This window comes from Devosia neptuniae (genome assembly GCF_025452235.1).
GTDB lineage: Bacteria > Pseudomonadota > Alphaproteobacteria > Rhizobiales > Devosiaceae > Devosia.
This window is the reverse complement of the sequence record NZ_CP104965.1, coordinates 3,498,075-3,524,699: the sequence shown is the minus strand read 5'-3', so window position 1 is coordinate 3,524,699 and position 26,625 is coordinate 3,498,075. Positions and strand designations below refer to the sequence as shown.

25 protein-coding genes and 2 tRNA genes are annotated in these 26,625 nt (G+C 62.4%); 17 read left to right on the top strand and 10 right to left on the bottom strand.

What is annotated here, in order from left to right:
• Window positions 1-217: 217 nt before the first annotated feature.
• Together N8A98_RS20070 and N8A98_RS20065 are read right to left on the bottom strand one after the other, a co-directional pair.
• On the bottom strand, window positions 218-1,693 hold the full coding sequence (locus N8A98_RS20070) for an AMP nucleosidase (protein ID WP_262167989.1): 1,476 nt from the start codon (window positions 1,691-1,693) through the stop codon (window positions 218-220).
• 343 nt (window positions 1,694-2,036) lie between these two features.
• Complete coding sequence (locus tag N8A98_RS20065; protein WP_262167988.1) at window positions 2,037-2,507, bottom strand: hypothetical protein; 471 nt, start codon at window positions 2,505-2,507, stop codon at window positions 2,037-2,039.
• A gap of 183 nt (window positions 2,508-2,690) precedes the next feature.
• Here N8A98_RS20065 and N8A98_RS20060 point away from each other — a divergent pair, with 183 nt between their 5' ends.
• The 4 genes from N8A98_RS20060 (at window position 2,691) to ampC (ending at window position 6,704) form a co-directional block, all read left to right on the top strand.
• A complete protein-coding gene (locus tag N8A98_RS20060) occupies window positions 2,691-3,593 on the top strand; it encodes a bifunctional methylenetetrahydrofolate dehydrogenase/methenyltetrahydrofolate cyclohydrolase (RefSeq protein WP_262167986.1) in 903 nt (300 codons plus the stop codon).
• Complete coding sequence (locus N8A98_RS20055; RefSeq protein ID WP_262167984.1) at window positions 3,590-4,141, top strand: DUF1643 domain-containing protein; 552 nt, start codon at window positions 3,590-3,592, stop codon at window positions 4,139-4,141. The genes N8A98_RS20060 and N8A98_RS20055 overlap by 4 nt, the downstream gene beginning before the upstream one ends.
• Window positions 4,142-4,265: 124 nt before the next feature.
• The gene (gene queA, locus N8A98_RS20050) at window positions 4,266-5,327 is read left to right on the top strand and encodes a tRNA preQ1(34) S-adenosylmethionine ribosyltransferase-isomerase QueA (RefSeq protein WP_262167983.1); all 1,062 of its coding nucleotides are present in this window, start codon (window positions 4,266-4,268) and stop codon (window positions 5,325-5,327) included.
• A gap of 210 nt (window positions 5,328-5,537) precedes the next feature.
• The gene (ampC, locus tag N8A98_RS20045) at window positions 5,538-6,704 is read left to right on the top strand and encodes a class C beta-lactamase (RefSeq protein WP_262167981.1); all 1,167 of its coding nucleotides are present in this window, start codon (window positions 5,538-5,540) and stop codon (window positions 6,702-6,704) included.
• 17 nt (window positions 6,705-6,721) lie between these two features.
• Here the strand turns inward: ampC and N8A98_RS20040 are convergent, their stop codons facing one another.
• On the bottom strand, window positions 6,722-7,978 hold the full coding sequence (locus N8A98_RS20040) for a cytochrome P450 (RefSeq protein ID WP_262167980.1): 1,257 nt from the start codon (window positions 7,976-7,978) through the stop codon (window positions 6,722-6,724).
• A 133-nt stretch (window positions 7,979-8,111) separates the two neighbouring features.
• Here N8A98_RS20040 and N8A98_RS20035 point away from each other — a divergent pair, with 133 nt between their 5' ends.
• The 6 genes from N8A98_RS20035 (at window position 8,112) to clpX (ending at window position 11,722) form a co-directional block, all read left to right on the top strand.
• Window positions 8,112-8,507: a YciI family protein gene (locus tag N8A98_RS20035; protein WP_262167978.1), complete on the top strand. Its 396-nt coding sequence runs from the start codon at window positions 8,112-8,114 to the stop codon at window positions 8,505-8,507.
• A gap of 123 nt (window positions 8,508-8,630) precedes the next feature.
• Entirely contained in the window at window positions 8,631-8,861 is a 231-nt protein-coding gene (locus N8A98_RS20030) for a hypothetical protein (RefSeq protein WP_262167977.1), read from the top strand.
• Window positions 8,862-8,920: 59 nt separating this feature from the next.
• Window positions 8,921-9,154, top strand: a complete 234-nt coding sequence (gene relB / locus N8A98_RS20025; RefSeq protein ID WP_113120504.1) for a type II toxin-antitoxin system RelB family antitoxin — start codon at window positions 8,921-8,923, stop codon at window positions 9,152-9,154.
• Window positions 9,138-9,407: a type II toxin-antitoxin system RelE family toxin gene (locus tag N8A98_RS20020; RefSeq protein WP_113120314.1), complete on the top strand. Its 270-nt coding sequence runs from the start codon at window positions 9,138-9,140 to the stop codon at window positions 9,405-9,407. Before relB ends, N8A98_RS20020 begins: the two co-directional genes overlap by 17 nt.
• A 236-nt stretch (window positions 9,408-9,643) precedes the next feature.
• On the top strand, window positions 9,644-10,270 hold the full coding sequence (locus N8A98_RS20015; protein ID WP_262167975.1) for an ATP-dependent Clp protease proteolytic subunit: 627 nt from the start codon (window positions 9,644-9,646) through the stop codon (window positions 10,268-10,270).
• A 174-nt stretch (window positions 10,271-10,444) separates the two neighbouring features.
• A complete protein-coding gene (clpX, locus tag N8A98_RS20010; protein WP_113120316.1) occupies window positions 10,445-11,722 on the top strand; it encodes an ATP-dependent Clp protease ATP-binding subunit ClpX in 1,278 nt (425 codons plus the stop codon).
• 58 nt (window positions 11,723-11,780) lie between these two features.
• Here clpX and rocF read toward each other — a convergent pair whose 3' ends face one another.
• Window positions 11,781-12,761 carry an arginase gene (rocF, locus tag N8A98_RS20005; protein ID WP_262167973.1) on the bottom strand — a complete coding sequence of 327 codons (981 nt, stop codon included), beginning with the start codon at window positions 12,759-12,761 and terminating at the stop codon, window positions 11,781-11,783.
• A 428-nt stretch (window positions 12,762-13,189) separates the two neighbouring features.
• Between rocF and lon the strand changes: the two genes are divergently transcribed.
• Window positions 13,190-15,622 carry an endopeptidase La gene (gene lon, locus N8A98_RS20000; protein WP_262167972.1) on the top strand — a complete coding sequence of 811 codons (2,433 nt, stop codon included), beginning with the start codon at window positions 13,190-13,192 and terminating at the stop codon, window positions 15,620-15,622.
• 58 nt (window positions 15,623-15,680) lie between these two features.
• Here the strand turns inward: lon and N8A98_RS19995 are convergent, their stop codons facing one another.
• Complete coding sequence (locus N8A98_RS19995) at window positions 15,681-17,078, bottom strand: MFS transporter (protein ID WP_262167969.1); 1,398 nt, start codon at window positions 17,076-17,078, stop codon at window positions 15,681-15,683.
• 66 nt (window positions 17,079-17,144) lie between these two features.
• Between N8A98_RS19995 and N8A98_RS19990 the strand changes: the two genes are divergently transcribed.
• The 4 genes from N8A98_RS19990 to N8A98_RS19975 all read left to right on the top strand — a co-directional run bounded on the left by N8A98_RS19990 (window position 17,145) and on the right by N8A98_RS19975 (window position 19,637).
• A complete protein-coding gene (locus N8A98_RS19990) occupies window positions 17,145-17,561 on the top strand; it encodes a helix-turn-helix domain-containing protein (protein WP_262167968.1) in 417 nt (138 codons plus the stop codon).
• A gap of 190 nt (window positions 17,562-17,751) precedes the next feature.
• Complete coding sequence (gene tet / locus N8A98_RS19985; RefSeq protein ID WP_262167966.1) at window positions 17,752-18,951, top strand: Tet(A)/Tet(B)/Tet(C) family tetracycline efflux MFS transporter; 1,200 nt, start codon at window positions 17,752-17,754, stop codon at window positions 18,949-18,951.
• A gap of 205 nt (window positions 18,952-19,156) precedes the next feature.
• The gene (locus tag N8A98_RS19980; RefSeq protein WP_035096919.1) at window positions 19,157-19,429 is read left to right on the top strand and encodes an HU family DNA-binding protein; all 273 of its coding nucleotides are present in this window, start codon (window positions 19,157-19,159) and stop codon (window positions 19,427-19,429) included.
• A 132-nt stretch (window positions 19,430-19,561) separates the two neighbouring features.
• A tRNA-Val gene (locus N8A98_RS19975) sits at window positions 19,562-19,637 on the top strand.
• Window positions 19,638-19,643: 6 nt separating this feature from the next.
• On the opposite strand, the gene N8A98_RS19970 is transcribed toward N8A98_RS19975, so the two are convergent.
• Together N8A98_RS19970 and N8A98_RS19965 are read right to left on the bottom strand one after the other, a co-directional pair.
• Window positions 19,644-20,840 carry an autotransporter family protein gene (locus N8A98_RS19970; protein ID WP_262167965.1) on the bottom strand — a complete coding sequence of 399 codons (1,197 nt, stop codon included), beginning with the start codon at window positions 20,838-20,840 and terminating at the stop codon, window positions 19,644-19,646.
• A gap of 41 nt (window positions 20,841-20,881) precedes the next feature.
• Window positions 20,882-22,291 carry an autotransporter adhesin family protein gene (locus tag N8A98_RS19965; protein WP_262167964.1) on the bottom strand — a complete coding sequence of 470 codons (1,410 nt, stop codon included), beginning with the start codon at window positions 22,289-22,291 and terminating at the stop codon, window positions 20,882-20,884.
• A gap of 352 nt (window positions 22,292-22,643) precedes the next feature.
• On the opposite strand from N8A98_RS19965, the gene N8A98_RS19960 reads away from it, so the two are divergent.
• Window positions 22,644-22,720, top strand: a tRNA-Asp gene (locus N8A98_RS19960).
• 640 nt (window positions 22,721-23,360) lie between these two features.
• Here N8A98_RS19960 and N8A98_RS19955 read toward each other — a convergent pair.
• From N8A98_RS19955 to N8A98_RS19945, 3 genes are read right to left on the bottom strand one after another with little or no spacing between them, the layout of a single operon-like run.
• Window positions 23,361-23,786: a cupin domain-containing protein gene (locus N8A98_RS19955; RefSeq protein WP_262167962.1), complete on the bottom strand. Its 426-nt coding sequence runs from the start codon at window positions 23,784-23,786 to the stop codon at window positions 23,361-23,363.
• Between the two features lie 15 nt (window positions 23,787-23,801).
• On the bottom strand, window positions 23,802-24,644 hold the full coding sequence (locus tag N8A98_RS19950) for a phosphoenolpyruvate hydrolase family protein (protein ID WP_262167961.1): 843 nt from the start codon (window positions 24,642-24,644) through the stop codon (window positions 23,802-23,804).
• Between the two features lie 10 nt (window positions 24,645-24,654).
• Window positions 24,655-25,851 carry a Tm-1-like ATP-binding domain-containing protein gene (locus tag N8A98_RS19945; protein WP_262167959.1) on the bottom strand — a complete coding sequence of 399 codons (1,197 nt, stop codon included), beginning with the start codon at window positions 25,849-25,851 and terminating at the stop codon, window positions 24,655-24,657.
• Between the two features lie 101 nt (window positions 25,852-25,952).
• Between N8A98_RS19945 and N8A98_RS19940 the strand changes: the two genes are divergently transcribed.
• Window positions 25,953-26,618, top strand: coding sequence for a TetR/AcrR family transcriptional regulator (locus N8A98_RS19940; RefSeq protein ID WP_262167958.1), 666 nt, complete (start codon window positions 25,953-25,955; stop codon window positions 26,616-26,618).
• Window positions 26,619-26,625: the final 7 nt, after the last annotated feature.

Below are 26,625 nucleotides of genomic sequence, written 5' to 3'. Positions count from 1 at the left end.
GAATCCATCCCGCGAACGAAAAAGCCCGGCAGCGATGCCGGGCTTTTTCTTGTCCACGAAGCCATTCCAACCACGATGTCATTCCGGCGCAGGCCGGAATCCATGCTGAAGGCCATCCCAGCGCTGGATGGATGCGGTGCGCCACAGACTTGGAGTCCGGCCTGTGCCGGAATGACTTCGTGGGGGTGGTGACATCGAGCGTGGGCCCGTGCCGCCCCTACTGAAACGCCGTCTCCGCAAAACTGCGCAATTTCCGCGAATGCAACCGCTCCGCCGGCTGATCCCGCAGAATCTCCATCGCCCGCAGCCCGATCTGCAAATGCCGGTTCACCTGCGTGCGGTAGAAGTCCGAGGCCATACCGGGCAGCTTAAGCTCCCCATGCAGCGGCTTGTCCGACACACACAACAAGGTCCCATAGGGCACGCGGAACCGGAAGCCGTTGGCGGCAATGGTGGCGCTTTCCATATCCAGCGCCACTGCGCGCGATTGGCTGAGCTGGCGGGTGATTTCCACCTGGTCGCGCAATTCCCAATTGCGGTTGTCGAACGTCGCCACGGTGCCGGTGCGCATGATGCGCTTGGTTTCGAGCCCCTCGGTCTGGGTGATCTCTTCCACCGCCTGTTCGAGCGCCACCTGCACTTCGGCCAACGCCGGGATGGGCACCGAAACCGGCAAGTCGGCATCCAGCACGTGATCCTCGCGCACATAGGCATGCGCCAGCACATAATCGCCCAGTTCCTGCGAATTGCGCAGGCCCGCGCAATGCCCCAGCATGATCCAGGCATGCGGGCGCAGCACGGCAATATGATCGGTGATGGTTTTGGCGTTGGACGGGCCGACGCCGATATTGACCATGGTGATGCCGCGGCCGCGCGCCGCCGTCAGGTGGTAGGCGGGCATCTGGGGCGAGCGGACCGGGGCCGTGCCATTGATGCCGCCGCCGCGCAGGGCATTGTCGGTGATCACGTTGCCCGGCTCGATGAAGCTCTCGTAATGGGCATGGCCACTCCGCATATGCTCTTTGGCGACGCGGCAGAATTCGTCGATATAGAACTGGTAATTAGTGAAAATCACGAAGTTCTGGAAATGCCCGGCATCGGTGCCCGTATAATGGCTCAGTCGGAACAGCGAATAATCGACCCGCGGCGCGGTAAACGCCGATAGCGGGTAGGGTCCGCCCTTGGGCGGCACGAACGTGCCATTGGCGATTTCGTCGTCGGTATTGTTCAGGTCCGGCGCGTCGAACACATCGCGCAGCGGAATATTGAGCGCGTTGAGCGCTTCCCCATCGATCCGCTCATTGGCGGCGACCGCGAAATGCAGCGGGATCGGCGTATCGGACTCCCCAATATCGATCGTGCCGCCATGGTTTTTGAGAATGACGGTGAACTGCTCCTGGAAATAGGTGCGGAACAGGTCCGGCGCCGTCACCGTCGTACGATAAATGCCCGGCGTATGCAGATAACCATAGGGCAGGGTGCTCTCGCCCTTGCCAAAGCTGGTGGAGCGCACTTCCACCTGCGGATAGCACGCGCGCACCCGCCCCTCGGGCACCACACCCTTGGCCAGCGCGCTCAAATGCTCGCGGATAAAGCTGGTATTGCGGTGATAGATTTCCGCCAGGTGCGCCCAGGCTTTTTCCGGGTCGGTGAAGGACTGCTTTTCGAGGCGGGGCGGGCTGATCGTGGTCATCTGCGTCTCTCGGTTTGCCGGCCCCGGATTGGGCCGAGCCGTCTAGCGGAATCGCTGTTTGGTCGTGTAATGCCTAGTCTTCTGGCATGACAGCTTCGCGGCCATGGGGCAACCGCTGGCCCGTTCCACAAATATTCTCACAACCGAGTGAAGGGGGCTTTTCTTGCCGCATTTGGCTCCCATCTTTTACGCAGTTCATCGGCACGGCAAACGACCCATGCAAAACCGGTGAGCGAGGAATGTTGCGCAGGCCGCTTGTCCCCCAAGCCCTCAACAGCGCGGCAGGCTGACGTTCCATAGGGCTGCGATGACAGAGATGTCGTCGCAGCCCAAATTTTTCGGCTCAGCTATAGCGCCGCGCGGTGAAGGTCACCGGCCGGTATTGCGGCACGGTGGGGCTATACGTGCAGCGCAACGTGCCGATATTGGGAATGCCCGGCACGATGACGAAGCCGATAATGCCGCCCAGCAGGCCCGCAGGGCGGCAGGTCATGCGATCGGCACTCCAGGCTACGCCATTGCCGCACGAGGTGCGCCGCAATTGCACATTGATATCGCGGCCCGACACGCGCCAGTCGAGCCGCCCATTGCAGGTCACGCCGCCGCCGGTAACCTGGTAGACGCCGCGCTGCTGCAGGCAGAATGTCAGCCGGTAAGGCCCGTATAGCCTTGTATTGACGCGATAACAGCCGCCAAAAGCCGCCCCACCCGGATAATCAGGCACGACGACGCGCGGTTCGGCCTGGGCAAAGGCGCCACTCGGCGCGAACATGGTCAGACAAAGCAGAATAGCTACGACAATACGTTTCAACATGCTCATCCCTCCTGAGGCGCACGCCGAAAATGGCGTCGAGTCTCGCGCCTGAGCCCAGCATGGCTACGGCAAGTGCTCCCCGTCAAGCTCGGGCGGCTGCGGGGGATGGACGAAGCGGGCGGCATTTCCTATTGCAGTGAACCAAACGTGCAGGCCCAGCCGATTATTTCACGAGGAGCGACCATGACCGCCAAAATCATCGACGGAAAAAGCTATGCCGAAGGCCTGCGCGCCCGCATTGCCGGTCACGTGGCGCGCCTCAAGGCCGAACACGGCATCACCCCGGGGCTGGCCGTCGTCATTGTTGGCTACGATCCCGGCAGCCAGGTCTATGTGGCCCAAAAGGCCAAGCAGACCGTCGAAATGGGCATGCATTCGGAAAAATACGAGCTGCCCGAAACCGCCAGCGAAGCCGAAGTGCTGGCGCTGGTACAGAAACTCAATGCCGATCCGGCCATTCACGGCATTCTCGTGCAATTGCCGGTGCCCGACCAGATCGATCCCAAGAAGATCATCGAGACCATCGATCCGGCCAAGGATGTCGATTGCTTCACCCCCGCCAGCGTCGGCAAGCTGGCCATCGGCCTGCCCGGACCTGTCTCCTGCACGCCGCTCGGCTGCCTGATGCTGCTGCGCGATACGCTGGGCGATTTGTCGGGCCTCCACGCCGTGGTGGTCGGACGTTCGAACCTGGTCGGCAAGCCGGTCGCGCAATTGCTGCTGCGCGAGAACTGCACCGTCACCATGGCCCATTCCCGCACCCGCGACCTGCCGGGCATCGTGCGCCAGGCCGATATCGTCATCGCTGCCGTTGGTCGTCCAGAGATGATCAAGGGCGACTGGATCAAGCCGGGCGCCACCGTCATCGATGTCGGCATCAACCGCATCCCCGCGCCCGAGCGTGGCGAAGGCAAGACGCGCTTGCTCGGCGACGTCGCCTTCGCGGAAGCCGCCGCGGTGGCCGGTGCGATCACGCCCGTTCCTGGCGGCGTCGGCCCGATGACCATTGCGTGCCTCCTCGCCAACACCGTCACCACGGCCTCGCTGATCAATGGCCTCGTGCCCCCCAGTGATCTGACCGCATGAGTGACGGAGCCGGTCACGACCCCGGCGGCAAGGTGCGCCTGCCGCTGATGGCAGGCGTCAAGGGCGACGCCACCTTCAGCGCCGACGGCCGCTACCGCCAGCTGATGCGCCGCTGGACCGGGGAGACCTTCCCGGACCGCTACATCCTGTTCATCGGCATGAATCCGAGCACTGCCGACGCCACGGTCAACGACCCCACCTGCGCCCGCGAGTGGACCTTCGCCCAGCGCGAGGGCTATTCAGCCATGGTGAAAGCCAATGTAGGCGACTACCGCGCCACCGATCCCAAAATGCTGCTGGCGCCGGGCGTTGTGGCGGTGTCGGAAGCAAACTTGCCGGCCATCCGCGCGGCGGCAGCAGAGGCCGATTTCGTCGTGCTCTGCCACGGCAAGCTCAACAAGGCGCTGGCGCCCGCCGGCAAGGCAATCGTCGAAGCGCTCAAGGCCGACGGCACGGAACTCTGGTGCTTCGGCACCAATGCCGATGGCAGCCCCAAACATCCGTTATATTTGCGGCTGGACACGCCGCTGGTGCGGTTCGAGGGGTAGGGAGCGCTTCGTCCTGGCACCAATCCTCATCCCCACCGTGTCACTCTGGCAAACTACGACGTCGCGGGCCGGGCATAGTGTTCCGCACATTCCCCCGCCCGCCCACTCATGCTAGTGAGCCGCCATGCGTGTTTCTGATTTTGACTTCGAGCTGCCCGAGCAGCTGATTGCCCTGCATCCGGCCGAGCCGCGTGATAGTGCGCGCCTGCTGGTGGTCGATCCAATCCATGGCCTCAGCGATCGCCATATTCCTGACCTGCTGACACTGCTGCATCCCGGCGATGTGCTGGTGGTCAACGACACCCGTGTGCTACCCGCCGAGCTGCGCGGCAGCCGTATTCGCGGCGAAAACCGGGCCTCGGTGTCCTTCAACCTGCATAAGCGCGTTGACGCCCATACCTGGCGCGCCTTCGCCCGGCCGGCCAAGCGCCTCGCTGTGCTCGACCAGCTCGAACTGGGCAATGGCCAGGCCGATGCGCTCACCGCCCGCGTCGCCGGCAAGGGCGATACTGGCGAGGTAACGCTCGAATTCGATCTCGGCGGCGCCCAGCTCGACGAAGCCATCAAAGCCCACGGCGCCATGCCGCTGCCGCCCTATATCGGCGCCAAGCGCAGCATCGAGGAGCGCGACAAGGTCGATTACCAGACCGTCTATGCCGCCGAAGACGGCGCCGTCGCGGCCCCCACGGCTGGGCTGCATTTCACTGAAAGCCTGCTCCAGCAATTGAGCGACAGAGGCGTCACCATCGAGCGCGTGACGCTGCATGTGGGGGCAGGGACCTTCCTCCCCATGAAGGCGGACGACACCGACGATCACGTCATGCATGCCGAATGGGGCGAGATCGATTCTGCGACGGTCGAACGCATCCTGGCCAAAAAAGCCTTGGGCGGGCGCATCGTCGCCGTCGGCACTACGAGCCTGCGCCTGCTCGAAACCGCCGCCCGCGCCACCGGCACGCTGCGCCCTTTCAGCGGCGACACCGATATCTTCATCACCCCCGGCTTCCGCTTTGCCGCCGTGGATGTGCTGATGACCAATTTCCACCTGCCCAAATCCACGCTCTTCATGCTGGTCAGCGCCTTTGCCGGCATGGACACGATGCGCCGCGCCTATGAGCATGCCATCGCCAACGGATATCGGTTTTATTCGTACGGGGATTCGTCCCTGCTGATCCGGGCAGAATAGCCAGTATCCGTCCTCCCCCACCGTCGTCCTGGCGCGGGCCGGATCGATGCCGGTGGCCATCACCACCATCCAGCGCGGGGAAATTGCACAGCATGGATTCCGGCCTGCGCCGGAATGACATTGTGGATGGCAACCATCCGACCCTAAGTCTCGCCACATTGGCGCGGCTTGCTCCCGACGCTCAAATCTGTCCGTCCGGGAGAAAGTAAATTGTTTATTACCAATAGGATAGCCGCGCCTCTCGCGCTGGCCGCCGTCACGACCTGCCTCTCGTCTATCGCCGTGTTCGCTGCGGAACCACCCGCCGCCATCGCGGCGGCAGTGGATGCAGCGTTCGGGCCGCTGCTTGAGCAGCACGGCGTTCCCGGCATTGCCGTCGCCGTGAGTGTCGATGGCCAGCAATATTTCTTCAATTACGGCGTGGCGGCCAAGGATACGGGGGCGCCGGTGACGGAGAACACGCTGTTCGAGCTTGGTTCGGTCAGCAAGACTTTTACGGCAACGCTGGGCGCCTATGCCGACGCTCTTGACCGGCTCGCGCTGGACGATCACCCATCCAAATACCTGCCCGAGCTTGACGGCGCAGCGATCGACAAGGCGAGCCTGCTGCATCTGGCGACCTATACGGCCGGCGGATTGCCATTGCAGTTCACCGATGGGGCCGGCGGGATGGAAAGCTATTTTCAGCAATGGACGGCCGACGCTACGCCGGGCGAGCAACGGCGCTATTCCAATCCCAGTATCGGGCTGTTCGGCCATCTCACCGCGCTGGCACTGAATGACGACTTTGCCCATTTGATGGAAACCGAGATGTTTCCGCAGCTGGGCCTGGAGGACAGCTACATCAAGGTGCCCGAGGCAGCGATGGCGCGCTACGCCTGGGGCTATAACAAGGACGGCAAGCCCACACGCGTTAATCCGGGCTGGCTGGCGGCGGAGGCTTATGGAGTGAAATCTTCGACAGTCGATATGATGCGCTTCGTCGAGGCCAATATTGCGCCCGACACCTTGGCGCCGCTGGTGCAGCGCGCCGTCGAAGGCACGCATATTGGTTATTTCCGGGCCGGGGAGATGGTGCAGGGGTTAGGCTGGGAGCAGTATCCGTTCCCGGTGTCGCTTGAGCGCCTGTTGGCGGGGAACTCGTCCGACATGGCCATGAAGCCAAATCCAGCCGAGGCCCTTGTTCCGCCGGCCGCTCCGGAGGGGCCGGCGCTGTTCAACAAGACCGGCTCCACCAACGGTTTCGGCGCCTATGTGGCGTTCGTCCCAGACAGGAAGATCGGTGTGGTCATGCTTGCCAATAAGAACTTCCCCATTCCGGCGCGGATTACCGCGACCCATGCCGTGCTTGAGCAATTGGCTGAGGCGGTGGACTAGGCGATTGGTGCGTTAGCCTAGCGCCAGCGCACCATCAGCTTTTCCAGGCCGTGGAAGTGGTAGACATTGTTATACTGCGGCTGTTGCGCGATCCTTAGCTTCGGCAGCCGCCGGAACAATTCGCTGAACGCGACCTGCAGCTCGATGCGGGCCAGTGGCGCGCCGATGCAGAAATGGATGCCGGCGCCGAAGCTGACATTGGCGCCATCGGTGCGGAACGGATCGAAGCTATTAGCATTGGCGAAGCGGGCAGGGTCCCGGTTGGCGGCGCCCAGCATCAGGCCGATCACGTCACCCTTGCGCAGCTGAATGCCCTCATATTCGAGATCGCTCAGTGCATAGCGCGTGAACATATGCAGCGGCGCGTCAAAGCGCAGGCACTCCTCCGCCGTCGCCGCAGCCTGCTCGTCGCTGGTGAACAGCGTCGCCGGATCGATGCCGCTTTCGAGGACGGATTTCACGCCGTTGCCGGTGGTGTGAACGGTCGCCTCGTGCCCGGCATTGAGCAACAGAATAGCCGTCGACATCACCTCCTCGTCGCTCAGCCGCTCGCCATTCTGCTCGGCGGTCAGCATATGGGTCAGCAGGTCTTCGCGTGGCTGCTTGCGGCGCTCGGCAATCGCCAGCTGCAGGTAATCCATGAAGTCTTGCGCGGCGTCATTGGCGTCGAGCTCGGTGTCATGGCTGACGCCGAACATATACATGGCCACCATGCGGTTGGACCAGTTGAGCAGTTTCGGCGCCGCCTCGGCGGAAAGACCCAGCATTTCGGCAATGATGATGGCGGGCATCGGCGCAGCAAAGGCCTTGATCAGATCAACCTCATCCTGACCTTCAAAACCATCGATCAATTCATTGGCCAGTTTGATAATTCTGGGTCGCAGCTGCTCGACGTGGCGCGACACGAAGGCCCGGTTGACCAGGGTGCGCAGGCGGGTATGACCGGGCGGCTCCAGGTTCAGCAGCGAGTATTTCTCGGTGAGATCAAACGCCTGCGTATGCAGCTTGGGATCGGGCATCCCGAGCTCTTCGCGTGTCGCTACATGCAGGATTTCGCGGCCGAACCGTTTGTCGCGCAGCAGGGCGCTGACCTGCTTGAAGCCGGCGAAGCACCAATGGCCATATTCGTCCCAGAAGAAGGTTGGGTCGCTCGCATGCAGTCGATCATAGAAGGCGTAGGGGTTCTGGTAAAAAGCGGGATCGCGGGGATCGGCACTGCTTCGACGATGCTGGGGGACGTTTTCGACAGGCTTGAGCTGGACAATGGCGGCCATGAATGCGGTAACCGGGTAGGGGAAATCAATGCCCGACATAACGGACTGACAATCGTGCGGTAACAAGCAGAAAAATAGTCGAGTTGACGATTTGCCGCTCGTCGGGGTGATGTTCAACCACGGGAGACCGACCATGAAATTTCTCTGCCTTGTCTATTTTGCCCCCGATGCCTTTGCCGATCTCACCCCGGATGAGATGCGGCGCGTCGACGACGCCACTATCGAGCACGACCACAAGCTGCGGAGCGGGGGCCACCTGCTCATCGCCTCGCCCTTGGCCGAAGCTGGAGAAGCCAGTATCGACCGGCGCCAGCGCATGACGATGTCGGTGATGGACGGCCCCTATGCCGAGGCCAAGGAGGTCATCGGCGGCTTCCTGCTGATCGAGGCCAGGGATATGGCCGAGGCCGTGTCCTTGTTCGCTGATGACCCCATCGCCGCGCATTCCCGGGTCGTCATCCGGCCGCTGATGGAGGCGCATCGTCACAGCGAAACAGGTCAGGCCCGGCCCGATTTCAACCCTGCCTAGACCCGGAACGCCGCGGGAGTGGGCGACCATTTGGCTTGCCCACTCCTCAAAATGCGCCGAAAAGGCTTGGCAAGCGGGTGCTAATCATGTCTTGAAAGCACAAAAGCGACCAAGGACCTTGCCGTGAGCGACCTGACCCTGAGCCAAGCCATCGAGAACATCTACGCCTCGATCAAGAACAACAATGACGAACTGGACGCCCATATCGCGGCGCTCAAGGCAGCCATGGCGGCTGAAGGCGCCAAGGAAGCCGTGTTCGAGCCCGCCAAGCTGGCGCAGTCCAACCGGCAGGGCCGCAAGATCATGCAGTCCTATTTCAAGAAGAAGGGCGTGGCGGTCAGTTTCTCGGCTTAGTCCGGGATATTGCCGCCGTCGATCGGTTGGTATACATGTATACCAACCCCGGAGATGCCATGTCCAAGCAAACGGCCGTTCGGCTTCCCGACGAACTCTATGATCGGCTGCAGTCCTTGGCGAATCGCACGGGCCGCACGGCGACGTTCTATATTCGCGAAGCCGTGGAGGAGCATGTCCAGGATCTCGAGGACCTGTACCTGGCCGAGGACGTGCTCAAGCGCCGCGCGGCAGGCGACAACAAAACCACCAGCCTGGATGAACTGAGCAAGCGTCTTGGCCTGGACGATTGAGGTAGACGAACATGCCGCCCGGCAATTCGCGCGCCTCGATCGGCAGGATGCCACGCGAATTCGCAACTATTTGCGGGACCGCGTCGCGACCCTCGATAATCCGCGGCAATTGGGCAAGGCATTGGCCGGCTCCAAGCTCGGAGAGCTTTGGCGCTATCGCGTCGGAGATTTCCGGATCATCTGCGATCTACAGGACGGACGCCTTGTCATCCTAGTGCTGGGTGTCGGTCATCGCAGCCAGGTTTATCGCTAGCCGCCCATTCACCTTGCCGTCACAAGCTGGGCGCGCCCTATTGAAGCGCGCCCCATTGCCGCCTATCTCTGGCTTTACCGCACATTAAGGCGGCATCGTCTGCAATCGGCCAGTCGCGCTGATTCGAAATTTCGACATTTCCGCCAGGCCCTGGATGTCCTGGTCCGGCAGAAATGTTCCAACCGAAGATGGCTTGCCCGGTATCCACGCGACCCGGCGCAGCAAAGGGGCATCACATGCGAGATCCGCACGATATCTACATGAATACGCTCGTTCCCATGGTGGTCGAGCAGTCCAATCGAGGCGAGCGCGCCTTCGATATCTATTCGCGCCTCCTGCGCGAGCGCATCATTTTCGTGACCGGCGTGGTCGAGGACAACATGGCGAGCCTGATCGTGGCCCAGCTTTTGTTCCTCGAATCAGAGAACCCGAAAAAGGAAATCGCGCTCTATATCAATTCGCCTGGCGGCGTGGTGACGGCTGGCCTGTCGATCTACGACACCATGCAGTTCATCCGTCCGGCCGTCGCCACCATGGTGATGGGGCAGGCCGCGTCCATGGGTTCGCTCCTGCTCGCAGCCGGTGAAGCGGGTATGCGTACCAGCCTGCCGAACTCGCGCATCATGGTCCACCAGCCTTCCGGCGGCTATCAGGGTCAGGTTACCGACATCATGATTCATGCCAAGGAAGTCGAGGGCTTGAAGCGTCGTCTTAATCAGATTTATGAGAAGCACACCGGCCGCACTTACGAAGAAGTGGAGAGCGCTCTGGAGCGCGATCGCTTCCTCAGCCCCGAAGAAGCCAAGACCTTTGGCCTCATCGATAGCGTGTTTGAAAAGCGCGCCGTTCCGGAAGGCAGCTGAGTTCCCGCTGTTAACAGCGTTTGGTGACACTGCGTTGACTGTGACGTGAGTGCAATTGCACACAGCCGGATCGGCCTTTAAGGTCGGTTCGGCTTAGACTTTCTTTAGGCCTCGGGCGTTACCGTCGTTGGTACCGCTGAATTTTGGGGGTTTCGCGCCCCCGGGAGTAACTAGATGTCCAAAGAGACAACGAACGGCGAATCCTCCAAGAACACGCTTTACTGCTCGTTCTGCGGGAAATCCCAGCATGAGGTTCGCAAGCTGATCGCCGGGCCGACCGTGTTCATCTGCGATGAATGCGTCGAGCTCTGCATGGACATCATCCGCGAAGAGAACAAGACCTCCATGGTCAAGTCCTCCGATGGCGTGCCGACACCCGCAGAAATCTGCAAGGTGCTCGACGACTACGTCATCGGCCAGTATCGCGCCAAGCGCGTGCTCTCCGTGGCCGTCCACAATCACTACAAGCGCCTGCACCATTCCAGCAAGAACCAGGATATCGAGCTTTCCAAGTCGAACATCCTGCTGATCGGACCGACCGGTTCTGGCAAGACCCTGCTGGCCCAGACGCTGGCGCGCATCCTCGACGTACCCTTCACCATGGCCGACGCGACCACGTTGACCGAGGCGGGCTATGTCGGCGAGGACGTCGAGAACATCATCCTCAAGCTGCTGCAGTCGGCCGACTACAATGTCGAAAAGGCGCAGCGCGGCATCGTCTATATCGACGAAGTCGACAAGATCAGCCGCAAGTCCGACAATCCGTCCATCACCCGTGACGTTTCGGGTGAAGGCGTGCAGCAGGCACTGCTGAAGATCATGGAAGGCACCGTGGCTTCGGTTCCGCCTCAGGGCGGCCGCAAGCATCCGCAGCAGGAATTCCTGCAGGTGGACACGACCAATATCCTGTTCATCTGCGGCGGCGCCTTTGCCGGGCTCGAGAAGATCATCTCGGCACGTGGCGAAGGCTCGGGCATCGGCTTTGCGGCCACCGTCAAGGACCCCAATGACCGTCGCGTCGGCCAGGTTCTTGCTGATGTGGCTCCGGAAGATCTGGTGCGGTTCGGGCTGATCCCCGAATTCATCGGCCGTCTGCCGGTGCTGGCGACTCTCGAAGACCTCGACATCGCCGCCCTGATCGAAATCCTGACCGCGCCCAAGAACGCCCTGGTCCGCCAGTATCAGCGCTTGTTCCAGATGGAAGAGGTCGAGCTGACCTTCCACGAGGATGCCCTCAAGGCCATCGCCGAGAAGGCAATCGAGCGCAAGACCGGCGCCCGCGGCCTGCGCTCGATCATGGAAGCCATTCTGCTCGACACCATGTACGACCTGCCTTCGCTCGAAGGCGTGGAAGAAGTGGTGATTTCGGAAGATGTTGTGCGCGGCAAGGACGTCCGCCCGCTCTACATCTATTCCGAGCGCAAGAAGGACGAAGCGCCCGCGACGGCGTGAGTTTTTCCAGTCTGAATTGAAAACGCCGGGCGCTGAGCCCGGCGTTTTTGTTTGGGGCTTACCCCTCGATCTCGCCCTCGGTGACGAATGCTACCGGCCCCGGCTCCTCACCCATGATCTGCCGGCCGAACAGGCTCGCTACGAGGTCCACCAGCAGGGTTGCGCTCTTGCCGCCATGGTCGAGGAAGGGATTGAGTTCCACCACGTCCAGCGAGCCTACAGTGCCGCTATCGTGCAGCATCTCCATGATCAGGTGCGCCTCGCGATAGCTGAGCCCGCCGGGGACCAGCGTGCCACCGCCTGGGGCGATGGATGGGTCCATGGCGTCGACATCAAGGCTGACGTGCAAATGCCCGCCAGCGGCCTTCACCTTGTCGAGGAAACCGCGCATCAGCGCGACCACGCCCATTTCGTCGATCCGCCGCATGTCGATGGTGTCGACACCCCGCGCCGCCAGTAGCCGGCGTTCCTCGCGATCGATGGAGCGGGCGCCGATCACCGCGACGTTTTTCGGATCGATCCGGCCCAGCCAAGGCCCGCGATACTCCGCGTCGAATTCTGGCTCGCCGCAGAGCAGTGCGAGCGGCATGCCATGCAGATTGCCGCTGGGGGAGGTAACGGGCGTGTTGAAATCGGCGTGGGCATCGATCCACAACACAAAGACCGGCTTGCCGCTATCCGCGCAATGGCGCGCCACAGCGGACACGGTGCCCATGGCAATCGAGTGATCGCCGCCCAGGAACACCGGAAAGTGACCGGCCTTGAGAATATCGAGTCCTTGGTCGCTGGAGCGGGCGGCCAGGTCGAGCACGTCGGCCCGCCGCTCGTCCGGCAGGCGCCAGCTGGCAGGGCTGGTGCCGGGGAGGGTATGCGGACGGCGCAGGTCGCCGAAATCGGCCACTTCATGGCCCAGATCCACGAGCGCCTCAATCAGCCCGGCCACCCGCAAGGCCTCAGGTCCCATGCCGGCCCCGCGCACCGAAGCGCCTGCGGCCGTGGCTATGCCCAGAAGATCGATGCGGCGCGGGCGTGTGGTCATAGGGTAGGGTCCTTGTTTGGATGGATCATGGTGCCGATATGGGGAAGGGGCAAGGTGGTCATGCCACCGCAACTAAACAACCTCGGCGTCATTCCGGATCCAGGTCCGTAGTGTCCTGCGCACATCCAGCGTGGGATGATCTTCAGTACGGATTCCGACCTGCGCCGGAATGGCACCGAGGATGGGTATATATAGGGAAAGGTCTTCCCACACCCACCTTGCAGCCAAGGCACACCGGTGTTTCCGGGGCCGGCCGCATATCTCCTGTGCGTTCACAAGTTAACCGTGACATTTCTGCAAAGGTTGACTTGCGGCCTCCATAGGCGAACCTATTTATTAACGGGAATCAGCCCAACATCGATGTTGGAGCTGTCTATAACGGGCGCGCATCCTCTCCTTCCTCCCGCGCGCCCCGGAAAGGATACGAGATGACGGACGTCAATCCCGCCACTGGCGATGCGAGCCGGGACCGGGTGTACCCAGTTCTGCCCCTGCGCGACATCGTCGTTTTCCCCGGCATGATCGTGCCGCTGTTCGTCGGCCGCGAGAAATCGGTCAAGGCGCTCGAAGAAGTCATGCGTGACGACAAGCACATTCTGGTGGTGACCCAGAAGAATGCGCAGGACGATGATCCGACCCCGGACCAGATTTTCGAGACCGGCACCATTGCCACCGTGCTGCAATTGCTCAAGCTCCCCGACGGCACCGTCAAGGTGCTGGTTGAGGGCCTGAACCGCGCGACCATCGATCGCTATTTGCAGACCGTGGACTATTTTGAAGCTGAAGCCTCCGTGCTGCCCGAGCCGGTCGAAGATCCGACCGAGGTCGAGGCCATGGCGCGTTCGGCCCAGACCGAGTTCGAGAGCTATGTGAAGCTCAACAAGAAGATCTCGGCCGAGGTTGTCGCTGCCGTTGGGCAGATCGAGAACCACTCCAAGCTTGCTGACACCATTGCCAGCCACCTGGTCATCAAGATCAACGAGAAGGAAGATTTGCTCTCGACCGTTTCGGTCATCGAGCGCTTCCAGAAGATTCTTGGCCTGATGGAAGGCGAAATCGGCGTTCTGCAGGTGGAAAAGCGCATCCGCAGCCGCGTCAAGCGGCAGATGGAGAAGACGCAGCGCGAGTACTACCTCAACGAGCAGATGAAGGCGATCCAGAAGGAACTGGGCGACGGCGAAGAAGGCTCCAACGAGATCGCAGAGATCGAGGAGCGCATCGCCAAGACCAAGCTGTCCAAGGAAGCCAAGCTCAAGGCCGAAGGCGAACTCAAGAAGCTCAAGACCATGAGCCCGATGTCGGCGGAAGCCACTGTGGTTCGGAACTATCTCGATACATTGCTCGGCCTGCCCTGGGGCAAGAAGAGCAAGGTCAAGCGTGACCTGGCCCTGGCCGAAAAGGTTCTGGACGAGGATCACTATGGCCTCGAGAAGGTCAAGGAACGCATCCTTGAATATCTGGCTGTGCAGGGCCGTACCGGCTCGCTGAAGGGCCCGATCCTGTGCCTCGTCGGCCCTCCGGGTGTCGGCAAGACCTCGCTCGGCAAGTCGATCGCCAAGGCGACCGGCCGTGAGTTCGTGCGCATGGCGCTGGGCGGGGTTCGGGACGAAGCCGAAATCCGCGGTCACCGCCGCACCTATATCGGCTCCATGCCTGGCAAGGTGATCCAGTCGCTCAAGAAGGTGGGCAAGTCCAACCCGCTCTTCCTGCTCGATGAAATCGATAAGATGGGCCAGGACTTCCGTGGCGATCCGAGCTCGGCACTTCTTGAAGTGCTCGACCCGGAGCAGAACCACACCTTTGCCGATCACTATCTCGAAGTCGATTATGACCTCTCTGACGTGATGTTCGTGACGACGTCGAACACCCTGAACATCCCCGGCCCGCTGATGGACCGCATGGAGATCATTCGCCTCTCGGGTTACACCGAGCAGGAGAAGCATGCGATCGCCAAGCAGCACCTGATCCCGGAGACGCTCAAGGAAAACGGGCTTGCCCATGGCGAGTTCGAGCTGAGCGACGAGATGCTGACCGCCTTGATCCAGCGCTACACCCGTGAAGCGGGCGTGCGTAACCTCAAGCGCGAAATCAGCAAGCTGATGCGCAAGGCCGTGGCCGAGATCGTCAAGACCAAGGTCAAGTCGATTGTTATCGACGAAGACAAGCTGACCAAGTATCTCGGCGCCGATATCTACAAGCACGGCGAGATCGAGGCGGAATCCCAGGTTGGTCTGGTGACCGGTCTGGCTTGGACCTCTGTTGGTGGCGAGCTGTTGACCATCGAAGGCGTGATGACGCCGGGCAAGGGCCGCATGACGGTCACCGGCAACATCAAGGAAGTGATGAAGGAATCGCTGACGGCTGCGACCGCTTATGTGCGGTCTCGCTCGATCGATTTCGGCATCAAGCCGCCAATGTTCGACACGCGTGACATCCACGTCCACCTGCCCGAAGGCGCCACCCCCAAGGATGGCCCGTCGGCTGGTATCGGTCTGGCCACTGCCATCGTCTCGGTGATGACAGGCATTCCGGTGCGCAACGATGTCGCCATGACTGGCGAGATCACGTTGCGTGGCAGGGTGCTGCCCATCGGCGGCCTCAAGGAGAAGCTGCTTGCGGCCCTCCGTGGTGGCATCAAGACTGTGCTGATCCCCGAAGAAAATGTGCGCGATCTCGCCGAGATCCCGGACATCGTCAAGGAAGGCATGGAAATCGTGCCGGTCTCCAAGATGGACCAGGTGATCAAGCGCGCCCTGGTGCGCCAGCCAGAGCCGATCGAGTGGAACTTCGATGAGGCCACTCCCGCCGTCTCGACCACGGTGGAAGCCGTGGAAGACGCAACGACCGGCCTGCCGCACTAAGCGGTTCGCGAGCGATAAAAATGAACGGCGGTCCGCGAGGGCCGCCGTTTTTTATTGCTTACGAAGCAACTGCAACGCGGCGCCGGCCGAGCAGCGCCAATGCCATGGCCAGCGCTACGAGGCCCGCAGAAATAAGGAAACTCGCCGTGAAGGCCGTGCCGATGCTGGCGGGCGCTGCCTGCGCGATCTGGCCGGTGCCCACCAGGGCGGTGAATATCGTCGCCATCAGCGACGCGCCGGTCAACAGGCCCAAATTGCGGGACAGGCCAAGCAGCCCCGACAATACACCGCGCTGGGCAGCGGGCGCCGCAACCATGACCGCGGCATTGTTTGCCGCCAGAAACAGCTGGAAGCCGGGCGTCAACACGATCAACGCGCCGACATAGCCCGCCATGCCCGTCCATCGCGGCAGGAAAGCAAGCAGCAGAAAGCCCACAATCGTCTCGGCGAGCCCGAGCAGCAGCCCGCGCCCGGTGCCCAGCCGGTCAACGATGCGCCCCGCCGGAGCGCCGGCAAGCGCTGCAGTCGCCGGGCCCACGGCCATGACCAGGCCGGTCAGTGTTCCATCCAATCCCAGCGCGAAGCTCAAAAAGAACGGCCCGACCACGAGAGTGGACATCATGACGGTGCCCAACAGCACGTTCATGCCCAGACCAACCCCGATCGCCCGATCACGCAACAGCGCCAGCGGCACCAGGGGATGAGGCGAGCGCTGCTGAACGCGGATAAAGGCGAACAATGCCACGGCTGCGGGCACCAGCAGGACAGCGCCATTCCATGGTGCGGCAAGACCCGCTCCGGTAGCGGCAAGAGCATAAAGCCCCAGCGTCAAGCTCAGGAGCATGGCGCCGGCCCAGTCCATCTGCGGCCTTGGCATGGGAGGCAGGCTTGCCGGCAGCGCCCGCAGCGCCAGGAGCAGGATCGCCGCGCCCCCCAGCCCTAACAGGCCAAATGCTGCCTGCCAGCCAAGGCTGGCCATCACTATGCCGCCCAGCGAGGGGCCAAGGGCCGTACCGACCGCCGACATGGCGGCCAGCAGCCCCATGGCCGCGCCCATGCGATCTTCGCGCACCACGTCGCGCGCAATGGACATCGGCAAGGCGGTGATGATGGCGCCGCCCACGCCCTGCAGGGCACGCGCCGCGATCAGCAGCCCCAGGTTCGGACTGGCGGCACACAGCGCCGACGCAAGAGCGAACACCGCCATGCCCGCCAGCAGCACACGACGGTGACCATACAAGTCACCGAAGCGGCCGGCAGACACGATCGTCACCGTCATCGAGAGCAGGTAGGCCAGGATTACCCATTGCAGCTCCGCCAGGGTGGACGGGAAGCTCAGCGCCAGCGTCGGCAAGGCAATCGTGGCGATGCTGATGCCCAGCGACGCGAGCAATGTAGCGCCGGCCAGGGTGATCAGCGTGGCAGGTGTAGCGGTTCGGTGGGGCCCGGATTGCATAGGTTCCTCTTGAGGCAGGGTGAAGCGGGCGCTACAATCCCACTTCAAGTCAACTTGAGGTCAAGAGTGAAACTGCTCGACATCGGCGTTTTGTCGGAACGCAGCGGCGTGCCGGCCTCGGCCCTCCGCTATTACGAGGAAGTCGGCCTCATCGCGCCGGTGTCGCGGCGCGGCCTGCGTCGCCAGTACGAGCCGGAAACCGTAACGCAACTGTCGTTGATTGCCCTGGGGAAAGCGGCCGGCTTCTCGCTTGATGAGATCAAGGGCATGTTCAACGCCAATGGCGCTCCAGAGCTGCCGCGCGCGGAGCTGCAGCAGCGCGCCGACGCTATCGACGTGCAGATCCGTGGCCTGGCAACTCTGAGGGATGCGCTGCGGCACGTCGCCGAGTGCCCGGCGGAGAACCACATGGCATGTCCCAAGTTCCAGCAATTGCTGCGCCTGGCATCCGCGCACAAGAGGGGTGGGCGCCACCGCGCATGAAGTGGCGGGCTTTGCTGCTGCCAAACTCTGTCAGCACGGACGCGCAGAACTGCTGGCCGCTCGGACACCCAAGAACAAAGCATGTACGCGCTCTTGTAACGTCCTTGTGAAGCAGTTACATCAATGTGCCTGCCCGGAGGGCCGGACGCTATGGTCCCGGCGCGGTGGGTGAAGCCATGGAGCCAAGACCTTGAACAAGGCACTCGTCGTCATTCTTGCCGCCGTCACTTTGGATGCGGTCGGCATCGGGCTGATTTTCCCGATCCTGCCGGCGCTGCTGCGCGATGTCGGCCACGTCAACGAGGTGGCGACGCTGCTTGGCTTGATGCTGGCGCTTTATGCGGCGTGCCAGTTCCTGTTTTCGCCGGTCCTGGGCGTATTGAGCGACCGCTTTGGTCGCCGCCCGGTCCTGCTGGTCTCTCTGGCCGGCGCCGCGATCGATTATCTGATCATGGCCTTCGCGCCGCAGCTGTGGATGCTGGTCCTGGGGCGGGCCATTTCGGGCATTACCAGCGCCAATATGGCCGTGGCGACCGCCTATATCACCGACATTTCCAGCGAAGAGGAGCGCGCCAGGCGGTTTGGCCTATTCCACGCCATGTTCGGCATCGGCTTCATCATCGGTCCGGTGCTAGGTGGCGTACTCGGCGATTTCTGGGTGCGGGCGCCCTTCATTGCGGCAGCGCTGCTGAATGGGGTGAACTTCGCGCTGGCGCTGTTCGTGTTGCCCGAATCGCGCCATGGCACGCCCGGCGCCAGGTTCGATCTCGACACACTCAATCCATTCAAGCCGCTGAAATGGGCGCTGACCTTCAAGGCACTGATTCCGCTGATGGCCATCTTCGTCATCATGAATTTCGTCGGCACCATGTACGGCACGATCTGGGCGCTGTTCGGCGAGGACAGCTTCAAGTGGAACGGCATGATGATCGGCCTGTCCCTGGGTGCGTTCGGCGTGTTCCACGCCGGCGCACAGGCCTTCCTCACCGGCCCGGCAGTGGCTCGCCTAGGCGAGCGCTGGGCGCTGGTGGTCGGCATGGCATGCGAGCTGACGGCGCTGGTGATTCTGGGCATGGCCACCCAGGGCTGGGTGCTCTTCGCCCTGGCGCCGCTCTTTGCGCTGGGCGGCATCGGCATGCCGGCGCTGCAATCGCTGGCCACGACCCAGGTCGGCCCGGACAAGCAGGGGCAGTTGCAGGGCGTGCTGGCGAGCCTGGTGAGCCTGGCTGCGGTATTCGGCCCGCTGTTTTTCAGCTTCGTCTATTTCCAGCTGCGCGGCGGCTGGCCCGGCCTCACCTGGATTGTCGGGGCGGGCATCTATCTGTTGGCACTGCCATTGATGCTGGGAATCCGGCGCACGCACCGGCCGGTTCCACTAAGCGCGGAATAGGGCGGAAAACCTCCGGCAAAGCCCGGAAAACGGGGCAAAACCGGGTAAACCGGACTTGCCGGGGCGGTTTTTCCGGTCCAATAACGGTTTTGCACCGTCTGGCACGTCAAAACGCCCGGAATTCCTTGCCTTTCATGCAGAATCGCAAAAGGGTTGCGGCGATTGGTTCGCCACAGAGGGCGGGCATTCACTGTGAGGAAACGCTATGAACAAAAACGATCTGGTTGGCGTTGTTGCCGACAAGGCGACGATCACCAAGGCACAGGCCGCCGAAGCGGTTGACGCAGTGTTCGAGGCAATCACCGGCTCGCTCAAGGCTGGCGAAGAAGTCCGCCTCGTCGGCTTCGGCACCTTTGCGGTGTCGCAGCGCAAGGCATCCACGGGCCGCAACCCTGCGACCGGTGCAGAGATCAGCATCCCGGCCTCCAACCAGGCCAAGTTCAAGCCCGGCAAGGGCCTGAAGGACGCGATCAACTAATAAGAACGAAAGTTCGCTTTAGTGATCGGCCCCGTGCGCATTGCGCCGGGGCCAATTCTTTTGCTGCTGCCAGTTGACGGGCGGCACATCCCGCCCTAATCAGGGCGCCTTACGCCGGCCCAGTGGGCCAGCGGGCGATTAGCTCAGTTGGTAGAGCGCCTCGTTTACACCGAGGATGTCGGCGGTTCGAGTCCGTCATCGCCCACCATTCCCCTTACCATTTCAGTTGCAGCCCGACCCGTGCGGTGACGCCGGAGCGATCGCCGCCGGCCACATCGAACGAATAGCTGGCATTGGCGAAATAGCTGAACTTGTCGTTGAGCTCGCCGGTCACCCCGGCGCCGATTTCAAGCACGGTCGAATCACCCGAGGTGGTCAGCACGTCATTGTCGAGCCGCGTGGTGAAATCACCCAGGTTCTGCCAGAGATTGGCGGTCAGTTCGGGCTGGATGAAGCCGTTCTCGGTCTCGATGCGGTTATAGAGCCGTGCGCCGAGCCGCCCCGTCAGCATGGTGCTGCTGTCAAAGCTGATATCGGCGAACGGATCGCTGGCATCGCCAAAATTGGCATAGTGCACGATGGCCTGCGCCTGCGGCTCGATAGCCCAGCCGCCGCCCAGGGCAATGGGGTAGCCCGCCTCGATGGATCCGGTGAGACCGTAGCCATCGACATCGATGCCCACGCCGCGCGTCGAGGTGACGTCGCCGGTATAATAGGACGCCATCAGCACGCCATCGAGGTAGAAGCCGTTTTCATTGACACGGGTGGCATAGGCGCCGACCGATGCGGCCCCCAGGCCCAGCGTGCCCGTATCGTAATTGGCCCAGCCCAGGGCAAAGCCCCGCAGATCCCCGCTCATATGCGAATAACCCGCAAAGACGCCGGCCTGTGTGGTCGAGCCATCCTCGCCGACGACAGAATAGAGATCGGTGCCGGCCTGGAAGCCGCCAATGGTGCCATCGAAGCTCGGCGCCACGGTGCCCGACCAACCGGCTGTCAGCGAGCTGCCCAGCGCGCGGAACCAGGCATTGCGCTTTTCGGTATCGGCATTGGGCAGATAGGCCTGCTCGCCGCGGCGATTATGGAAGGTGGACAGCGATTCGATCGCCAGCAGATAGGCCGAGGGCTGCAGCGCCGCGTAATTGGCCGCCTCGATGCGGTAGAGCGGCACGACACCACCCGCCAGGAGCAGCGAGGCATCCGGCAAGGTCGCGTGGCTGGTCGGTGCAACGATGGCGTATCCTGCCGACGTCAGAGCCGGCATTGTCGGCGTTGCCGGTGGCGGCGAGCCCGGAGGCAGCGGGCCGTCCTCAGGCGCTGTTGGCAAAGGCTCGGGTGTGGCCGCAGGCGGCGGCACCACGGCGGGAGCTTCCGGATCCGGCGCCGGATCGACCGGGGCCGTGGGCAGCACAGGGGCTACCGGGGTCTCGCCTGGGTTGATCGCGCCGGGCGCTACGGGCGCCACGGGCTCAGGCGGCGGAGGAGGGGGACCGGGACGGGCAGCAGCTGCGAGCGCAGATACCAGTTCTGCTCTTCGCCTGCCGCAACGCCACCGCGGAACAGGAAATATTCGTAGGCGCCCGCGGCAACAGCGCGGTCGAGCACGAAAGCGTTGACGGCTGTGCTGCCGCCATTCGTCGCCTGCACGACCATGATGCCGCTGCCCGTGGTGCCGCCACCGGGGCCACCGGCATTGACGATGCCAATACCGGTAAGGCCATTAGCCAGCCCACCGGAGATGATGAGCTTGTCCGAGGGCGCCCCATCCACACCCAGATAGGTGTCGAGTAGTACCGAGCCGCCGATGCCGGTGTAATTGCCCTGGATCGTCAGGGTATCGGTCGGGTTCGGCGCGCCAAGCTGCGTCATCTGGATGACGCCGGCATTGTTGACCTGAACCAGCGAACCCGCCACGGCAGGGGCGATATTGGCGGCGCCGCTGGCAATCAGATAGCTGCTCGAATCGATATCGAGCCGGCCGGTCAGGCTGGTCGCATCGCCGAGCACCAGATTGTCGCTCAGGCTAAGGCGCGAGCCATTGTTGAGCTGGATGGTCTCCCAATTGATGAACTGACCGTCATTGATGGCGGAGCTGTTCTCGAATTTCAGAGTGTCGCTGGCGACAGGTGCGCCGGCTGCGGCGCCTTCGCCGCCATCGATGTTGCCGGCAGCCGCAATGGTGGCCGCGCTCAGATTGCCAAGCGTCGCCACATCGGAATCGGCGCCCATCAATACGTTGTTGAAAATAGCGCCGCCGGTCCAGTCGAAGGTATCATTGCCGAAACTGGCGCGAATCTCTCCCTCAATGGAGCCGCCCGACACTCGGATCACGTCATTGCCGCCGCTGGTGCTGATATTGCCGCCAATGGCGCCGCCGGACACCACGATGGTGTCGAGGCCAAAGCCGGTGACCAGATTGCCCAGAATCTGCCCGCCGCTGAGATAATAGAAATTGTCAGCAAGCTTCATGTCGACACGGCCAATGGTGCCGCCGCTCTGCTCGGCGTAGTCGCCGTCGACAAAAGCGCCCGTGATCGTGCCGCCGGTCATCAGGAAAGTGTCGTAGCCATCGCCTTGCTGCAGGGCGGCAACGGTGCCGCCGCTCATTTCAAAATGGTCAATGCCGCTGCCCTGTTCGATGCTCGCGGTCGTGCCCGAGCGGATCGTCACCGAGTCGGCGCCCGCACCGAAGGAAACCGTACTGGTAATGACGCCAGTGCCGCCGGCGGGCAGCGTCAAACTATTATTGCCACCGGGATCGAAGAAGCCGGCAGAGGTGCCCGAGTCGCACACATAGGTGTCGTCTCCCGCTGTGACGACAAATACGCAGGCTGCCGTGGCGCTGCCCGCGCTGCCCAACAATAGTGAGCTAGAAATTGTTGAAAATACAATGAGTTGGCGCTTGGAGTTCGGCTTAAAAAACAATGTTGGCCTCCACGGTTTTGACACCGACAACTTTGAATCGTCTCGCAGCAACCATCATAAGCTCACTTCCGCGTGAGTGACTACCTGGAGTTTGCGTGGCGTTAATAATTAGTACTGCCAAGGCCATAGGTAGCGGGGAAAGCCTGGCATGGCCGCGAAACGCCCCGGTTCGAAAGTTTCCCACAGGCCACTGAAACTTCTTCAAGAAAGGCGGTTTTCGCCGCTTGACTTCACATGGGGGGCTGGGTACATCGACCCCACGTTGCGCAGACAAGTCGAGTTTGCCGCTGCGGGAGTAGCTCAGTTGGTTAGAGCGCCGGCCTGTCACGCCGGAGGTCGCGGGTTCGAGCCCCGTCTCTCGCGCCACCTTTCCCCTTCAATTGATTGAAGACTTTGGAATGGTGGCGCCGGTCTTGATGGCCAGTTCCCACTCGTTTCCGCGGCGTGTTCCCACTTTTGGTCGTGATGCGTTCTGTTGCCGCAGTTTGGTCCGGCCCCGCCTGCGCGCCTCGATGACGGAACGAATCGTCTCGGCATTAACGGGCACGTATGTTGCAAACAGCGTATTCGATGCACTCAGGGTGTTCCCATAGTGTGAGACAGAGCCTCGGCAGTTCTGCCACCGACAATGGCCTCAACTGCTTCTGAGCGGCGGAAGTCGTGGCCAGGGTTTCGCCGTTCGCCAAATTCTGCGTAACGAACATCTCGGAAATCATCGACCGACGTGCCTTTGCTATATGGCTGGCCCGAACGATTCCGAAAAATCGGCGCATCACCGTGGAGCTCCACGGCAAGCTGAGCCAAGTATGCCCTGAAGCACGAACGCTGACCGCCTGCTCAGAGCTCCTCCGACGGTCGATGCTGACATTGCCGGACTTTCAGCCTCGAGCGGCGCCACAGCACAGCTTGGCATTGCGTGCGAGGGCCGGAGCGGGCAGACCAGAGCTGCGCTCGTTTGCATATCGCTGGTGCGTGGCAAGAGGGCTACCGAGAATTGACGTTTTGCTCAGGCTCGCCGTCCGGTTCCTGGGGGAATGATGCGGAAGTCGGGGAGTTCCCTCAGCGCGCGTTCGGGACCGGACGGCGAGTAGACCACGAAAAGCTGCATGGGGCCGCCGCCGGTGTTCTTGGTGGAATGAAAGCGGCTTTCAGGCACATATATGGTGCAGCCGGGCCGAACCTCGGCAATGATCGGATTGCCAAGCTCGTCTTCCACCATCTGCTGGCCTTCGCCCGCTATGACGAAAATGATCTCTTCGGCCCCCGGATGATTGTGACGCGTGTGCCCCTGACCGCTCGGCAGGTTTACAACGCCGCCCGAGAAACGCGACGCGCCATTGGTATCGGGGCCGATCGTCAGCGACAGCTGCCCCCAATCGAAGCCAAAGGCCTCGACGTCCTTGGGGTAGACGAAATAGTTCGGCTTGGTCATGGGTGATCCTTCCGTTCAGGCTGGTGTTCCAGTCCGCAGGTTCTTGAAGGCCTCTGCCTGCGCCTTTATTGCGGTCTCCGCCGGCAGGCGTTCCATCGAACTGGCGCCATAAAAGCCGTGGCAGGTTGGGCAGCGTTCCAGAATATAGCGGGCGTCCTCCGGCATCGAGATCGGCCCGCCATGGCACAGCACGATGATGTCGCTGCGCGCCCTGCGTGCCGCATCGGCGATGGCCTGGATCTCGCCGACGCAATTGTCGAGCGACTTGGCCGACGTTGCGCCGATGGTGCCGCCGGTGGTCACGCCCATATGGGCCACGATGATGTCGGCGCCGGCATTGACCATGGCTGTGGCCTCGGCAGGGTTGAACACATAGGGCGTGGTCAGCAGGTCCAGCTTGTGCGCTTCAGCAATCATGTCGACTTCGAGCTGGTAGCTCATGCCGGTTTCTTCAAAACTCTGCCGCATCAACCCGTCGAATAGCCCGATGGTGGGGAAGTTCTGCACGCCCGAGAAACCCATCTCCTTGAGTTCGGCAAGGAAGCGGGGGATCAGGATGAACGGGTCGGTGCCGTTGACCCCGGCAAGCACGGGCGTGGTCTTGACGACCGGGAGCACTTCGACCGCCATCTCCTTGACGATCTCATTGGCATTGCCATAGGCGAGCAGTCCGGCTGCGGAGCCTCGACCCGCCATGCGATAGCGGCCCGAATTATAAATGATGATGAGGTCGATGCCGCCGGCTTCCTCCGCCTTGGCGGAAATGCCCGTTCCCGCGCCGCCACCGATGATGGGCACACCGGCCTCGATCATGGAGCGGAACTTGGCAAGGATGGTTTTGCGGTCGATGACGGGCATAAAGGCTCTCTTAGTTGGGGGAAATCTCGCGAAACGAGCGAACGGCCGCATCGGCGAATTCAGGGGCATTGATGTGGAACGGCAGACGCGTAACGCGGCGGCTCGCTGTGTGGTGGACGGTCTGCTCCAGCGCATCAAACAGGGCCGCATCCGCCGCCGGGTCCCAGAACGCGCCGCCTTCGATATCGAGCGCCGACACACCATTCTGGGGTAGCAGCATATGCACCGGGCCCTGGCACTGGTTCAGCCTGTCGCCGATCCAGCGGCCAATTTCGACGTTCTCTTCCACCGTCGTGCGCATCAGCGTGACATTGGGATTGTGCCGGTAGATGCGCCGGCCGGCATAGTGGGCCGGCATTGTCTCGAGTGCCCAGAAATTGATCATATCCACGGCACCGACCGACATCACGCAGGGCAGCTTGGTGCGGGCGATGGCACCGAACCGGTCCTCGGTTGCCGGAAGTACGCCGCCGAACAGCAGGTCACAGACCTCGGTCGTGGTGATGTCCAGCATGCCGTGCAACAGGCCGCTATCGGCGAGCTTTTCCACTGTGCGTCCGCCGGTGCCGGTGGCATGGAAAATCAGACAGTCGTAGTCGTCGCGCAGCTGGGCTGCGATGGCGGTGACGCAGGGCGTGGTAACGCCGAACATCGTGAGCCCCAAAGCCGGCTTGTCTTGGGCCTGCTCAACTGGGTGAGCCACCATCGCCGCGATCGCCTGGCCCGCATTGTTGAGAATGCTGCGGCTTAGTCGGTTGAGGCCAGCCATATCCGTGATAGCCGGGATCATGACGATGTCCGACACGCCGACAAAGCCCGAAACGTCGCCCGACGCGAGCGTCGATACCATCAGCTTTGGAATGCCGAGCGGCAATTGCCGCATGCCCTGCGTCACGATCGATGTTCCGCCGCCGCCGCCGATGCCCACCATGCCCGCAATGTCGGAACGGCCCGCCACATAGCGTGTGAAAGCCTCACCCATGGCCGCCACGGCGGTGCCCCGGTCGTCGCTCCCCAAAACGGCGGTTATGCCTTGCGGATGGGCGGCGGCAACGGTGGTTGCTGCAATATCGACCGCGATAGCTGGCGCCCGCGTACCGACATCGATGACCAGCGCATGCCCGCCTGCGGAGCGCACGCATGACGCCAGGTAGGCGAGCTCTTCGCCTTTCGTGTCGGCGGTGCCCACCACCAGGATATGGCCCATTCGTTCCCCCGCCCTGGCCCTCTTGATGGAGCGTCGCGCCATTATTGTTGCGGCAATTTCTATGCTATTGCTCAAAAATGAGATGCGTGTATCATATTGATATGCCAGTCTTACGTCAACGAGCCAAAACGGCCAGCACGGAAAAGGGGGAGGCGACAGAGCGCGGGCCAAGGGCACGCACTCGCCGGCTCATGCTCCAATCCGCCACGGCCCTCATGCAATCGGGCGTCACGCCTTCGGTCAGTGAAGTGGCCGAGGCGGCAGGGGTCTCACGGGCAACGGCCTATCGGTATTTCCCGAGCCAGGCCGTGCTTGTCCACGCGGTTGTCGATGAGGCTCTCGGGCCGATTCTTGACTGGAAAACGGACGAGAACGACGCCCGTGCCAGGGTGAAAGATTTGCTGGCCTCCTCGATGCCGCGGATCAACGAATTCGAGGCAACGTTCAAGGCCGCCCTTAAGCTCTCGCTCGACCAGTGGGCGCGGCGGCAGGTGGGGACGCTTGGCGCCGAGCCGCAGTTTACGCGTGGCCACCGTGTCGACCTGTTGATGCGGGCGACCAAGCCGATGGCGGACACGCTGTCGCGGGCACAGCGGCTGCGGCTGTCACAGGCCTTGTCGCTGGTCTTTGGCGTCGAGGTGATCATCGTCCTGCGGGACATCTGGGGGCTGGCCGCAGCGGAGGCAGAGGCTGTCGCGCAATGGGCGGCCCTGGCCCTGGTGAATGCGGCCGAAGCAGAGGCCGCAGGGGAAAAGAAGCCGAGCTGAGCCAATG